The 13,862-nt window shown below is 61.4% G+C and carries 11 protein-coding genes; 6 read left to right on the top strand and 5 right to left on the bottom strand.

Annotated elements, in window-relative coordinates:
- Window positions 1-18 precede the first annotated feature (18 nt).
- Entirely contained in the window at window positions 19-837 is an 819-nt protein-coding gene (locus IPM54_22335; GenBank protein ID MBK9262530.1) for a hypothetical protein, read from the bottom strand.
- Between IPM54_22335 and IPM54_22330 the strand changes: the two genes are divergently transcribed.
- The 3 genes from IPM54_22330 (at window position 836) to IPM54_22320 (ending at window position 2,672) form a co-directional block, all read left to right on the top strand.
- Entirely contained in the window at window positions 836-1,285 is a 450-nt protein-coding gene (locus IPM54_22330; protein ID MBK9262529.1) for a hypothetical protein, read from the top strand. The two genes, IPM54_22335 and IPM54_22330, sit on opposite strands and share 2 nt — an antisense overlap.
- Before the next feature lie 237 nt (window positions 1,286-1,522).
- The gene (locus tag IPM54_22325; protein MBK9262528.1) at window positions 1,523-1,834 is read left to right on the top strand and encodes a hypothetical protein; all 312 of its coding nucleotides are present in this window, start codon (window positions 1,523-1,525) and stop codon (window positions 1,832-1,834) included.
- 190 nt (window positions 1,835-2,024) lie between these two features.
- Window positions 2,025-2,672, top strand: coding sequence for a pseudouridylate synthase (locus tag IPM54_22320; GenBank protein ID MBK9262527.1), 648 nt, complete (start codon window positions 2,025-2,027; stop codon window positions 2,670-2,672).
- Here the strand turns inward: IPM54_22320 and IPM54_22315 are convergent.
- Window positions 2,665-3,996 carry a hypothetical protein gene (locus IPM54_22315; protein ID MBK9262526.1) on the bottom strand — a complete coding sequence of 444 codons (1,332 nt, stop codon included), beginning with the start codon at window positions 3,994-3,996 and terminating at the stop codon, window positions 2,665-2,667. The genes IPM54_22320 and IPM54_22315 overlap by 8 nt on opposite strands.
- A gap of 102 nt (window positions 3,997-4,098) precedes the next feature.
- The gene (locus IPM54_22310) at window positions 4,099-4,782 is read right to left on the bottom strand and encodes a sigma-70 family RNA polymerase sigma factor (GenBank protein ID MBK9262525.1); all 684 of its coding nucleotides are present in this window, start codon (window positions 4,780-4,782) and stop codon (window positions 4,099-4,101) included.
- Between the two features lie 228 nt (window positions 4,783-5,010).
- Here IPM54_22310 and IPM54_22305 point away from each other — a divergent pair, with 228 nt between their 5' ends.
- A complete protein-coding gene (locus IPM54_22305; protein MBK9262524.1) occupies window positions 5,011-6,339 on the top strand; it encodes an ATP phosphoribosyltransferase regulatory subunit in 1,329 nt (442 codons plus the stop codon).
- Between the two features lie 129 nt (window positions 6,340-6,468).
- On the opposite strand, the gene IPM54_22300 is transcribed toward IPM54_22305, so the two are convergent.
- Window positions 6,469-7,683 (bottom strand): radical SAM protein, encoded by a 1,215-nt coding sequence (locus IPM54_22300; GenBank protein MBK9262523.1) that lies wholly within the window; start codon window positions 7,681-7,683, stop codon window positions 6,469-6,471.
- A 99-nt stretch (window positions 7,684-7,782) separates the two neighbouring features.
- Window positions 7,783-9,168: an SEC-C domain-containing protein gene (locus IPM54_22295; GenBank protein ID MBK9262522.1), complete on the bottom strand. Its 1,386-nt coding sequence runs from the start codon at window positions 9,166-9,168 to the stop codon at window positions 7,783-7,785.
- Window positions 9,169-9,411: 243 nt separating this feature from the next.
- Between IPM54_22295 and IPM54_22290 the strand changes: the two genes are divergently transcribed.
- A complete protein-coding gene (locus IPM54_22290) occupies window positions 9,412-12,333 on the top strand; it encodes a DUF4175 family protein (GenBank protein MBK9262521.1) in 2,922 nt (973 codons plus the stop codon).
- Window positions 12,330-13,859: a hypothetical protein gene (locus IPM54_22285; protein ID MBK9262520.1), complete on the top strand. Its 1,530-nt coding sequence runs from the start codon at window positions 12,330-12,332 to the stop codon at window positions 13,857-13,859. The genes IPM54_22290 and IPM54_22285 overlap by 4 nt, the downstream gene beginning before the upstream one ends.
- The last annotated feature ends 3 nt before the right edge of the window (window positions 13,860-13,862 follow it).

The following is a 13,862-nucleotide window of genomic DNA, read 5'->3' as shown; positions in this document are numbered from 1 at the left end:
TCAGAACTGGCGTGGCCATTACTGACAGGGGGCAGCGTCACACGACGTCGTGTCCGGTATCTGTGACAATATGGGTTTGTCGTTGTCCGTGCAAGATGCGTGGCAAGCGTTGTTTCCGCAGATCAACTTGGCATTATCGCATGCCTTCATGCCGCCCGTACAGTCGACGCTGCACGGTCCATCGGCGCTGCATCGAATCTGTACGTTGGCACCTTTGCAGGCATCATTACCACTGCAGTTGACGCGGCACGAGTGCTCTGCTGGGCATTCAATGATGGCGCTTCCGCTGCAACTGTCGGCCCCGCTGCATTCGACGATGCAATCGAAGCCGGCGGGGCATGTCGTCGTCACATTTTTGCACGCATTGTTGGTATTGCATTCGAGCACGCACGAATTGAGCGAGGGACCAGGTTTCCACGGATCCGGGCACTCTCCACCAGGCGCGGGTTTTGAAACGCCGCACGCGCATTGATTCTTTTCGTTGCAAAGCTCGCCATCGACGGCGCAATCGTCCCTCCCCACAGCCACGGGCATGCAGGTGCCCATCGAATTGGGTTGATTGCAGCTATGGCATTCGGCACACGTGGTACTACAGCACACACTGTTTTCGCAAATGCTGCTCGTGCATTCGGCCCCGGATTCGCACGGTGATCCAATTGCGCCAAGCCCTCCGCTGCTCGACGAGCTGGAGCTCGCACCGCCGCCCATGCCCCCGGCGCCGCCCATGCCCCCGGCGCCGCCCAATCCGCCCGCGCCACCCATTGCGCCACCAGCGCCACCCATTCCACCTTCGCCCGAGCTCGAGCTACTCGAGGACGTGGTCGATCCGCCCCCCATGCCGCTCGACGACGCGGAGGATGCGGAAGATGCCGATGTACCGCTGGAGGTGCTGGCTGGCACGGTCCCGGTATCTTCCAGGCCACAAGCAACGAAAAAGGCGCCGCCCGCGAGGAGAACGCCGAACGCCGAGAAAAAAGATATCGAAAGCTCGTGTTTCATGCGCTCATCTTATGGGATTGCACGGAAAATTGCAACACAAAGGAATTTGCACGTGCTGCCGGAACATCAGCAGCCTTGCGCATTGCAGGAGCCACTGCCCAAAATGCCAGGTTGGCTCGTGCCGCTGCAGGTCGCCGCGCATTGGTTCTTGCCACAAGTGAGCACTGCGCCATCGCAGGCGTTGTTCTCGGCGCCGCACGTGATGTTGCACGGGCCATCACCGCTGCACATGATCATGGTATTCATGCAACTGCGTTCGCTGGTGCAGGTAATCGAACACCGGTGACCGCTCGGGCAAGCGATCGTCGCGTCGCGGCAGCCATCTTTCCCACTGCAGTCAATGATGCAATCGAAACCCGAAGGACAACTGATGTTGCTGTTGTTACACCCAAAACCCTGATTGCACTGCAGGACGCACGATCCGGGCGTCGGGCCCGATACCCATGGAGTGGGGCAAGTGGTGCCGGTAGGCGGCTTCGCGACACCGCAAGCGCATTGCCCGTTCGCGTTGCAGAGCTCGCCTATGGCGGCGCATTCATCGGTGCCCACGGGCAGCGCAACGCACGATCCGACCGATCCATTCAGATCGCACTTCATGCAATCGCCGGAGCATTTTTCCGCGCAACAAACATCGTCCTCGCATTCGCCGCTCGCGCATTCATCATCATCGTCGCACGCCTCGCCGACCGTGAGCTTCGATCCGCTGCTGCTCGATGCGCTGCTGCTCGATGAGCTGCTGCTCGATGAACCGCCCATACCGCTCGAGCTCGATGCGCTGGAAGACGCGCCGCCCATCCCACCGTCACCACCCATGCCTCCAGACGCGCTCGATTGAACGGTCAGATCTGGGGCGCAAGCGGGCGCCAAGCAGACGAGTGTCGAAGCGAAGAGGTGCATGCGCAAGCGAATCGTGAGCATTCGTCGACGATACGCCGGACGACGAGCGGCTGGAAGATGAATTGTGCAACAATGGCTGCTTGCGTGTGGACGTCGACGGTGCCAATACGCGGATGGAAGCACGCGGCATGATTACGGTCCTATGGCAAGATTCCGCATTCATCGCGGTGGACAAACCATCGGGGCTTGCGGTGCATCGAGGTATGTGTACCGATGCCGTGACGGCGCTCGACCTGGTGCGAGACGCGGCAGGGCAATGGGTGTATCCGGTGCATCGGCTCGACAGGGCGACGAGCGGGGTGCTTTTGTTTGCGCTTTCGTCGGAGGCGGCGCGGGCATTGCAGGAAAAGTTCGAGGGTGGGGGTGTGACCAAGCGGTATCTGGCGCTCGTACGGGGCGTCGCGCCGGATTGCGGGAGCATTGATCATGCGATTCCGCGGAGTGAAGGAGGGCCGCGGGTGGCTGCATTCACGACATTTCGACGCTTATGGTCGGGCGCGCACGTGTCGCTGGTCGAAGCGCATCCGCGCACGGGACGATTTCATCAAGTGCGGCGGCACATGAAGCACATTCATCATCCGGTGATTGGCGACTCGAATTATGGCAAGGGAGCGCTGAATCGAGCGTATCGTGACGAATATGGGCTCGGGCGATTGGCGCTTCACGCGGCGAGCATTGCGTTCGCGCATCCGCTTTCGGGAGAAGAGGTCACCATCACGGCGGATTTGCCGGACGACTTGAAACAACCCTTCGAGCGAATCGGGGTCGTCACTTGAGAATGGTTTCGCAACCGAAGAGCACTTCGATTTTGCCGGGTTTGTCCGGACCCACCATGGCTTGAGCTTCGTCGCAGGATGTTTTGCAGAGAATGACTTTTTGGGGATTGGCGGGATCGTCGTAATACCAGCCGCCTTCGGCGCCGCATGCGGCGGCATTGGCGACGCCGGGCAAGTACGTGGACTGACCGCCGCTCACGAGCGCGACGTTGACGAGCGTCGGGTCGATGGTGCCATTCGGTGGCGTGGGAATCGAAAGCTCGCAATTGAGCTTTGCGCTGGCATAAATGGCTTGAGCGACCGCGTCGAAGAAGGGTTGCCACGCGGCGCTTCCATCGCAAAGTTTGGCGCGGACGCCCTTGGTCTTTTGCACGAGCGTGGTATAGGTCGGCCCGGAGCTCGGGGGCTGCGTGCCGTCCGGGAAGGTACAAATGACAGAGGGGTCATTGTTGCTCTCCCAGCCGTAGATGCCGCTGAAGATGTAGCTGTCGAAGAGCCCGTTCCAGCTCGGGTGGAGGATCCCCGGCGGCAGCGTCAATGAATTGAATGGGTTTTTCCCGCCCCCAAATGTTTCGAATTGAGATGCAGACAACCGCGCATTGTCGTCGGTCACGACGACGATGGTTTTCGTTGCATTCGGCCGAAGCTCCTGCTTCCAAGGCTCGCACCCGCGCTGATCGCCCGGTTGGTATCCTGTCGTTTGTCCCAATGTACCGAGGAATTGTTCGAGGGGTTGGGTGCTGTAAATATCCAAGCTGGCTTGGAAAAATCTGGGGCCATTGCCACAATCAGCGTCGCCTGCGAGCGGCTCGGGAATGCACACGGGATACCGAGTGCCTCCGTTGTACGTGATTTTCGTTTCCTTGTCGCGCAAGCTGAGCATGATGACTTTGTAATCGAGGTTTTTCGATGCAATGAGAGCGGCAAATGCGTTCAAGCCGTTTCGGATTTCCGTTACGGCCGGCTCCATACTGCTCGAATTGTCGACCATCCAAATGATGTCGACGGGGAGTTTTTCCACGGTCGCTTCGGATGCCGTCGCAGCGCAAGCCGCATCGGCCGAGAGCGGAGGTTCTTCCGAGGATGCATCCGTGATGAACCCTCCGTCTTCCTCGAACAATGATCCGCCCGAACCCCCCTCGCCGCTCGAGCTACTGGAAGAATCGGATCCGCCGGAGCCGCCAGAGCCGCCCTCGCCGCCCGAGGCAGCTTGGCCACCGGTTGTCGTGGAAGACGAGGACGAGCCTCCGTTCGAGGCGGCACAGGCCCAAGGAACGGCAAAAGCAGGAAGAGCAAGGAGCAAAAGGATTGAACGCGTGCGCATGGAGAAAGCCTACCACCGATCGGGCCAATGTTCAGCCGCGACACCCGATAATGTGCTTTCGTGACGGACGAGCGTCATGACCGTTATGTCATCGTGACGTTTTCAACCTGCTGCGCCGGCAGGGCGATCGGGGTCGGGAATGCCCGTACGCAGCTCGCGACCGTGCGGGGTGGCATCGAGAATGGCGCGGAGACGCAAACGTGCTCGGTGAAGGCGCGATCGAACGGCGCTTTCGCTGACCATGAACTTTTCGGCGATCTCGTGCAGGCCGAGGTCTTCGTGGTAATGCGCGACGACGACGTCTCGATAATCGTTCGGGAGTTCGCCCAAGGCACGACGGACGAACTTTTCTCGTTCGGCGAGGCTTGCGGGGTCGTCTTCGACGGTCGAAACGCGCATGGTGGGCAGAAGACTGAGGTCTTCCAGGTCGAGGCCGGCGATGAACCGAGCACGCTGGCGCCTTTGCGATCGCATGAGCATGAGCGCTTCGTTGGCGGTGACGCGGAAGAGCCACGTGGTGAAACTGGAATCGCCGCGGAACGAGCGAATGCGACGAATGACTTGCAGGAGCGTGGATTGCACGAGGTCGAGGCGATCTTCGTCTGAAACGGGATACCGGGCGAGCTGGCGTTCGACGTGAGGACGGATGGCACGCGTGAGGGCGTCGAGGGCGCCCGGGTCGTCGCGTTTGACTCGTTCGATCAAATCGGCAATTCGGGTCTCGGACCCGTCGGGTGGACGGTTTGTCGCGGCAGAGCGTGTGGTCGAAACGGCCAAAGCGGCCATGAAAACCTCCATGCCAGCGAACCCGCGGCGGGTGGGCGCGTCCGGCGATGGGGGGTCGGGAGCAAGGTACCTGCCAAGCTTGGCAGATGCGGATCTGCGCGAATGGCTGGCTCGGCTGGCACGCTTGAAGGAGCGTGAATGGGTAGGCATCTCTCGCGGGGAGAAACGGGGCACGCCTTGCACGCAATTGCCTGCGCATGGATTGCCCAGACGCGCTATAAGCAGAGGGTGAGCGTCGAGTATCGTCCGCCCCGAGCACTTTCACACCCGCTGCCTGCCGGGCTGCGCGATCTTCTTCCCGAGGAGACACAACGAAGGCGAGCGCTCGCTCGAAAGGTCCTGGAACACTTTGCGCTGCACGCATTCGATCTGGTCATACCGCCGGCGTTCGAGCTGGCCGAGGTGCTGGAAAAAGGTTTGGGGACGCTGGATCCGGGCGACGTGCTGCGGTTCGTCGAGCCTGAATCCGGCGAAGTGTGTGCGCTTCGTCCAGACATGACGCCGCAAATTGCGCGAATGGTGGCGAGTCGTTTGTCAGGCCAACCTGCGCCGATTCGGCTATGTTACGAAGGGACGATCGTGCGGCGAAAACAAGGTCGTGCGCGGCGACATCGCCAGGTGCCTCAAGCGGGGGTGGAGCTGTACGGGGCGCCATCGCCGCGCGGAGACGAAGAAGCATTGCGTCTATTGGCATCGGTATCGCGCCACGTGGGGCTCGATTCGTTCGTCATCGACCTGGGACATGCGGCCATTTCGCGGTCGCTGGTGGACGTATTGCCTGCGCCGCTTTCGTGCGACGTGACCGATGCGCTGGTGCACAAAGATGGGGCGCGTTTGGATGCGCTCTTGTCGGCAAAAGAATCGGCGATGGTGCCGGCCAAGGTGGCTCGAGCGATCGTGGCATTGCCGGATTTGTCGGGGGGTTTTACGGGACGATCGGGCAACGAGGTGCTCGATGAAGCGAAGGCGCTTTTTGCGGACACGCCGGCAGCGGAGCCGCTTTTGGAGGTGGCGGCATTGTGGGAATCGGCGCGACGAACGGGGTTTTCGGGCTCTGGGGGGCCGAATGACGATTTGAGCGAGGTATTGCGGATCGATTTGGGTGAGGTGCGGCATTTTGCATATTACACGGGCGTGATATTTCACGCGGTGGCTCCGGGTCCAGGCGAGCCTTATGCGGCGGGCGGCCGATACGACGATTTGCTCTGCAGGTTTGGTCACGCGATGCCAGCCGTGGGCTTAGCGCTGCACCTGGATGCGGTGGCGCAGGCGCGGAGTGCGGCGGGCGTCGTGGAAGAACGGCTGCCGCGGGTGCTCGTGGCCATGGCTGCGGGAGGGGACGCGGTGGTGAGGCAGCTACGGGGGAAGGGGGTCGCAGCGGCCGAGACGGGGGACGCGGGCGACGCGATGCGTTACGCAGAGGCGCATCGGTTCACGCATGTGGTGATGGATACGGATGGTGACGAGGTGCGCGTGGTTGGGGTGGGTGGCAGCGGGGTGGATGCGGTTGTTGATGGGGATGGTGTGGCGGAATTGGTTATGGCGGCGGTGATTTGAGGATTACGGCAGACCATTGGATGGGGCGCATATGGTGGACTAGGTTGCAAAAATGGCAGCCCTGGGTCACATTTTGGTAAATTGGATCGCAAAACAGGCAGCCCTGGGTCGCCTTTTCTGTACAAAATCCTACGCGTCGTCCCCAGCGTCGATCCCGCTCTCGTGCGTCCGTTCCATCGCGACGCCCAGAGCCTCCGCCTTCCGCGATTCCGCCCGCCGCTTCGCCTCGAACTTCCGCACACCTTGATCCGTGATGATGCCCACCTGAGGCGCGTCATGCGGTCGCATCGCTTCTAGCGTATCGTCACTCACATCCGGCTTACCTCGACCCGCCCCCTTCGCTTCGCGCAGCCGCACTTCAAAATCCTTCTTCCAATCGGACAACCGGCGCAGCGGGTAGCTCGGATCCGACGGGTCCGTGATGATCTTATCGACAATGGGGTCCATCGAGACGAACACCGGGTAAAGCTCCCCTGGGTCGTACGCATTGCCTCGATCGAACAAACCGCCGCAAATGGGCCGCAGCGTGCAATGGTCACACGCCTCCGAATAAATATGTTCCCAATCCGTTTGCCTGACGGTCTGCTTTTTATCCAAAAAATGAACGATACGTTCTTCGCCTTTGACGATTTTCCGCGTCTCCGTGCTCGCCCACGCGAATTCCGTCATGTAACAGAGCGGCACTTTTTCCACGCGAAACGTGCGCCCCGTCGAATGAAGTCGCCGCAATGCTTTTTGCAGTGATACCTCGAACTCCGCAAGCCGCGGCGTAAACTTGTCCTGATTCACTTCCGCCCGGCCCATCGACGGATCCAAGTTGTTCCACACGAAATGCCGAATGTACGGATGATGCTCGATCCAATATTCGATATTCTCGTCCAAATGATCCGCATTGAGCTTGTTGATGACGCAATTGATATTGACTTCGATCCCATTCTCGTGCGCATTTCGCACCGCCGCAAACGCCTTCTCGAGCGTCCCCGGCGACCCCCGTAAAACCTCCTCCACCTCGGGCCGCACCGAATACACCGATACATGCGCGATCTTCACCCCCGCCTCCCCCACCGCTCGCGCAAATTCCGGGTCCGCCAATCGCGTGCCGTTCGTAATCATACGCACGTGCAATCCCTGCTCCGATGCGTAAGCCGCGATTTTCGGCAGCTCGGGATGCAGCGTCGGTTCACCCCCGGTGAGGATCACGCCGAAGTAGTCGCGCTTCACGAAGTCGTCGACGAGCACTTTCATCGTGTCGAACGTGTGCACGTACGGCGTCGTCGGGTTCGAACAAAACCCGCAAAAGTGATTGCAGTGCCGAACGACTTGGATGTAGCCGATGTTTGCCACGATGGATGCGCCAATCGTAGAGCAGTCACCTGCGCTCGGCAACGAGCGAGCGTGAAAATCGCCCGGACCGCGGGATGGACCATTGCCTGTAGGGCAAAATCACTCGCTACAGCAACGTTTGTACTTCTTGCCACTTCCGCAAGGACACGGACCATTTCGAGTCGGCCCTTTGGGCTTTGGTACAGGCATTCGAAGCTCTTCCTTGTAGCTCTCGAGCAACGCCAGCGAGTCTTCTGGTCTCCAAGGCTTGCGGTATACTTCGATGAATGCTTTCGGCAAGTACAAATCCTCCGGCGCCGCTCGCGCCGCAATGGGAGCGATGAGCAAAAGCTTCGCGAATACCTCGGGATCGTTCACGTCCGATGTGATCGTGAAGCTCAACGACCGCGCAAGATCGCTCGGAACTTTGGTGATGTCCTCGAAATGAAACGGCGAGCCTTTGCGTTGTGACTTGGTCAATTCGAGCGCAAGCATGGCGCCAATCAGGGCGGTCATGGTGTCGGATTCGTCCATCTCATCGAGGGAACGTTCGGCAATCGTCGCGACGGTATGGTTGTATTGCGAAAAACCCGATGTTCGGCGTGGCGGAACGGGCAACAACGTCTTTTTCACCTCCGTGCGCAGCTTGCCGTGACGAGCTGCGATCCCGATGAGAGAAAGCAACGCCTGACGCAAATCGACTTGGGTATGCGCCTGCTCATACTGCTGCTTGTAGAATGGCAAGAGCGGCTTACCGATCTTCGCGATGCTGAACAATCCTTTCACACACATGGAAAAAATTCCGTCCAGCATCGTGAATCCCGAAATCAGGGAATCGATGGGCCGGTCGGTGCCCTGAATGACTACCCCCTCGAATGGGCTCTTCGTGCCCATGGCAGCCAGCACGGCGAAATGGCTGCATGCATAGGACATCTTCCAATATTCGTGGAGTTTGTCATTCCATCCGGGGCGCGGTTTGTCGGTTCGCTTCAGAACGCCGACCAGCGCCTCCCGCGCATTGATGGCCAATTCGCCACAATCGATCATGAATTTGAAGAAATGCGGCGCCAAAATAGGTTGCCACGATGCATACGCCATGAATTCCTCACGGGACAAATCATTGCCACGATCGTAGATTCGGCGCGCAATTGCGCGTGTTTGACCGCCTTGACCAAACATTTTCTGTCGTTCAGCCAGCCGATCCCTATGCGCCTCGACCCGATTCGTGATGCCGTCGACTTGCCCGCGGCTGATGACCGGCAGCTCGCCCGGTGACATCCCCTCACCAAGGCATGTGACGAACTTGCCGTCCCGCGTCACGATGATGTACGGGGCATCAGCACCGTCCTTCAATGCAATGGCGACGCGCTCCGCTTGCTCGGGCAGCCTCACGCTCTGGAGGATGTACCGAAGCAATTCGTCATCGCGATACAGCGACAACGCAAGCTCGACGTGCGGAAGCGATACACGATCCAATCGGGATAAGAAGTGATCAGCGTGGGTCATTGAAGCTAGCCTTGGAGTGAAACCAAAACACCGCCGCGCCCTCGAGAATCAACGTCGTCCCCAATCGGTCGACCCCTGCGGAGAACGGCACGTTCACACGCCGCGATTCGCATACGAAAACGCTCGCGCTAGGCTCGAGGATTGGGTGTGATTCATGAGCAGTAGCGAGAATGCGGCATCTCGCGACGGGTGTCGAGCAGCCCCCCAAATTGCACGCCTCGTTTCTCTGCTACGCTCGATGCCGTGGAGTCTGCCGCTGTAGCCCTGGTCGCCCAGCTCCGATCCGCCCAGCGCGCCCAGATTCGCCCTGCGGCGCGTCGAACGCTGATCGCTCTGTCGATCGCCGCAGTCCTGGGCCTCGCACACGTCGCTCGGATCGGTACGCCGGTCGCACGCGGCATCGCGATCGCCGTGCTCGTGGCGCTGCCCATCGGCATGCTCGCCCGGGCGCTCGTGCTGCACAGGCGCGATCGCAACATCAAGCGAACGATCCTCGAAACGATCGGGCCGACGAACCCAGAGCTGGCCCAAGCTGCCGTGCGCGCCGTGGGCCTCGTCGATCGCACGGAACGCGACGCCTCCGCCGGGTCACTGACGCTCGCTCGCCTGCACCTGACGCGTCTTCTCGGTCGCGTGTCCCCGGACGATGTCGCGTCGCACGCGATGCTCGCGGCGCATCGCTGGGCCATCGCGGGGGTTTGTCTTTCTGGAATTGCGCTCGCCGCCGTCGCGCTCGAGCCGATGCGCGTCGTCGAGGGCCTAGATGTGCTCGCGGCGCGCAACAACGAGGCTCCGGTCGCGCTCGAATACCTCGAAGTCGACGACATGAACGCGAAGCCTCCAGCGTATCTGCACCAGCATGCGCGCGCGGTTTATCCGTTCGAACGGGTGTCTTTGCCGCGAGGCACGACGATCACGGTGCGCGGTCGTCCGACGCTACCGAATCGGACGCTGTTTTTGACGGATGGCGTGAACGAAGTCCCGTTCGCTTTCGATGGCGTGGGCGGTGTGGTTGCTCGATGGGAGCTTGGTGATTCGGTCGATCTGCGCGTCGCTGCTCGATTCGGCAACGTGCGGATCATGCAAGAGGACGTGCAACACATCACGTCGATCCCGGATCTCGCTCCCAAGGTTGCCGTCGAAGGTGCACCGAAGACGATCCGCATGCTCGAAGAGCCGGAAATTTTGGTTTCGTACGAAGCATCCGATGATCACGGGCTTCGCCAAGTGGATCTGGTGTACCGCTCGAGTGGTCGTGAAGTGCGCAAAGTGCTGTCGCGTCCGCAAGGCGATCCGCTGACCGATCGCGGTTCGCATCGCATCGTGTTCACGACCGAATCATTTTGGCAGCGTAATTTCGTGCCGGTCGAAGTGACGATCGAGGCGAAGGACAACGATCCGATCGCGGGACCAAATTGGGGCAAGAGCGCAGCGATTTTGGTGATGCCGCCCGAGGTGGGTGAGCCCGAAGCACTTCGTTACGAAGCGCTCGTGCGCGTGCGCGATGCGCTGACGGATCTGCTTGCGGATCGTCTCGTCGAGCCAGCTCCCGCGGGCAAAGAGTCGACCGATCACCTGCGCAAAGAACGCGAATGGCAAGAGCGTGCGACGAACGCGATCGATGTTGCACTGAGCGGTAGCTACGGCGGTCTGCGGTTTCCAAGACGCGCCGTGACGCTGACGCGCGGACAACTGAAGCGCTTGGGCAAAGCGCTCGCAGCGGAGAAAGACAAACCATCGGCTGCAACGCACGCGTCGCTCGTGGAGGAGACGGAATCCGTGCTGCTTGCGATCGATGCTGCGGTCATCGCGCTCGGTTCGAAGGACGCACGTCGTGTTGCCAAGCGTTTGTCCGACGTTGCGGAAGAAGCTGCCGAGAGTGCAGCCGCTGCAGATGGGCGGCGACGCGGGGACGTTGCAAGCGCAGTTGCGCGCCTCGATGCATCGGTGGCGGTGCTTGGAGGCGGAGGCAAGCAGCTCGTGCGACTCGGAGCGCTCGGGGCGGACCTGGGCGAGATTGTGCAAAACGGGCTGCGGCGCATTGATCGAGCTCGCAAGGCGCAGAGCTTGCTGCACGCGGAACTGGCCGCGCGGGACCTTGCGTTGCGCCTGAAAAACCCCGTGCCGTCGTCGATGGGTGGAAGCGGAAGTCGGCTCGGCGATGGTGAAGTCGGCTCTGGGACGGGCAGCGGCAGCAGCGGAGGCACAGGAGACGAGTCCGAGGCGGATGATGCGGCCGAAGCAGGTGCCAAGGCGCTGGAGGATCTCATCAGCGAACACGCGGGCGAGATGAACGACGTGGAACGAGCGCTCGAACGAGCGTTTGCCCAGGACGAGCTGGATGCGATGAAGAGCGAGGCGAAGAAGCACGCCGAGGCGATTCGCGATGCGGCGCGGGAGTTGCCGCGTCGTCCGGGTGAACCGGGGTCCGCGGAGAGTGCTGGGAAGCGCGCGCGTGACCTTGCGGAATCGATGGCGGATGCGCTGGAGCAAGGGCGTCCTGGGGATGCGGTGCAAGCGGGGAAGGAAGCGCTGAAGGCGCTCGAAGATGCAAAGCGCGCGGGGGAACGCGCGGCCGAATGGGATTTGCGCGAGCAAAGCGCGGGGCGTTCCGCGGAGAACGCGCTGGGGCGCATCGCGCAGGAGCTCGCGTGGGCCGAAGAGGCGCTCGACAAGTTGCGACAATCCGCGACGGACCGGGCGAAAGGCGACTTGGAAGAAAGCGGCAAACGCGAAGGCAAGCTGGCCGAGAAGGCGAGGAAGCTGCTCGAGCAAGGTGATTCGGGCGATGGGAGTTTGCCCGACGAAACCTTGGATTTGCTCGAAAAAGCAGAACGCGCGATGCAAGACGCCGCAAAAGCGCTCGAAAAGGGCGACGGGATCGAAGGGGCGGAGCAGCAGCAGAATGCGCAACGACTGCTCGAGATGGCGCGCAGCGAGCACGACGAAGAAGACGAAGAGGACGGGTCGCGATCGAATGCGCGTTCGAGGCCAGAACGGCTTGGCGACGGCAAGGAGCTGGCGAAGAAGGCGAAGGTTCCGGGCAAAGACGAACACAAGGGGCCGGATGCGTTCCGCAAACGGGTGCTCGAAGGGCTGTCGGGATCGAGCGATCCGCTGCTGAAAGACGCGATCAAACGGTACACGGAGGGCCTGCTCCGATGATCGTACGAACTCGAAAGAATGCTTGGCTAACTGCGCTCGTTCTCGGTGCATCGATGACCGCTGCGCCCATGACGAGCGCGAGCATTCCGCTGCTCGGGGACCTCGATCGAGCGACGCGTGCACGCAATGCGACGGTCGAGATGGACTATCCCGCAGCGCGATCGATCCTCGAAGGTGCGGATGCTTCGGACACGGCGCTGGCGCTCGAACGCGGGCACTTGTTCATCTACGAAGGCGACTGCGACGCGGCCGCGACGATCTTTGCACGCCCGGATCTCGTGAATCGTCCCGAAGCTCTGCACCTCGCCGAAGTTGCGCGAGGGTGTGCTCGTTCGATGGCTGGAACGGTGACGGTCGAAGAGGAAGGCGTGCGCGTGCGTCTGCAAGACGACGATGATCGGGCGCTCGTGCCGCTGATCGTCGACACGGCGCTACGAACGCGAACGATGCTCACGAAGGAGCTCGGCGTGGAGTTGCCATTGCCGATCCACGTCGACCTCGTGCGGGATCAGTTTGCACTTTCGGCGATGACGGGTTTGCCCGAGCAAGCTGCGCGCACGACGGGAACGGTGGCGGTGGCGAAGTGGGGTCGCGTGACGATGCTTTCGCCGCGCGCGACATCGGGGAACTACGCGTGGCTCGACACGTTGGCGCATGAAATGACGCACTTGGCGCTTTCACGCGGAACGCGTGACAAGGCGCCGCTGTGGCTTCAGGAAGGCGTGGCGAAGCGACAGCAAACGCGATGGCGCGATGGCGAGCCGCTCGATGATTTTCCGCCCGACGATGCGGTGGCGCGGATCGGCATGGAGCGAGGGCTCGGCGTGGAGCTCGACAAGATCGGCCCATCGATCGCGATGTTGCCGTCGGCCGAGCGAGCGTCGGTGGCGTACGCGGAGGTTGCGAGCTTCATTCGGTACTGGGCGCGTGAAGCCGGCGACGAGGCGCTACCGCAGCTCGTGGTACGGCTGAAAGAGGCAAAGGAGCCCGATGACGTGGGACGCGCGATCAGTGCGGTGTCATCGGCGGACTTCGTGACGTGGGTGAGTCGCTGGAAGGCGCATCTGACGTCTGTCCAGACGAACATGCCCGCGGACCTCGAACCTGGTGCGCGTCCGTCGTTTGGAAAAGACGCTGCACGCAGGGTTCGTCTTGGTACGCTCCTGCAAAATCGATCGCACGCGAAGGCTGCATCGATCGAGCGCACCAAGGCGCACGCGGCTGCTCCGTTCGATGCGAACGTGCGTTGTGCGCTTGCCGAGTCGTTCGTGGCGATGGGCGAAAAGCAGAACGCAGCGTCACTCGTGGAGCGCATCGAGGACGTGCACTATCGCGTGGGTCGATGGCATTCGCTGCGCGGGCTCTTGTTCCCGGATGCATCGGATGTGGATCGACAATTTCGTATGGGGATCTCGCTGGATCCGATGGAACCGCTGGTCGCGTGCGAGGAAAAAACGTCGCCGGAGCTGCCGAAGGATCCGCTGCGTGCAGCGATCTGCGAGATGGCTCGTCGCGTGCCCCGATGACGC

The organism is Polyangiaceae bacterium, assembly GCA_016715885.1.
Taxonomy (GTDB): Bacteria; Myxococcota_A; Polyangia; order Polyangiales; family Polyangiaceae; genus Polyangium.
Note: the sequence above shows the minus strand (reverse complement) of the source record. Positions and strands in the feature narration are given on the sequence as shown.

Excerpts from the sequence above, each read along its gene's own strand:
- IPM54_22330 (MBK9262529.1), top strand. The coding sequence starts at position 836 with ATGCCGCTCGACGACGCGGAGGATGCGGAAGATGCCGATGTACCGCTG.
- IPM54_22335 (MBK9262530.1), bottom strand. The coding sequence starts at position 837 with ATGGGGGGCGGATCGACCACGTCCTCGAGTAGCTCGAGCTCGGGCGAA.
- IPM54_22325 (MBK9262528.1), top strand. The coding sequence starts at position 1,523 with ATGGCGGCGCATTCATCGGTGCCCACGGGCAGCGCAACGCACGATCCG.
- IPM54_22320 (MBK9262527.1), top strand. The coding sequence starts at position 2,025 with ATGATTACGGTCCTATGGCAAGATTCCGCATTCATCGCGGTGGACAAA.
- IPM54_22315 (MBK9262526.1), bottom strand. The coding sequence starts at position 3,996 with ATGCGCACGCGTTCAATCCTTTTGCTCCTTGCTCTTCCTGCTTTTGCC.
- IPM54_22310 (MBK9262525.1), bottom strand. The coding sequence starts at position 4,782 with ATGGCCGCTTTGGCCGTTTCGACCACACGCTCTGCCGCGACAAACCGT.
- IPM54_22295 (MBK9262522.1), bottom strand. The coding sequence starts at position 9,168 with ATGACCCACGCTGATCACTTCTTATCCCGATTGGATCGTGTATCGCTT.
- IPM54_22285 (MBK9262520.1), top strand. The coding sequence starts at position 12,330 with ATGATCGTACGAACTCGAAAGAATGCTTGGCTAACTGCGCTCGTTCTC.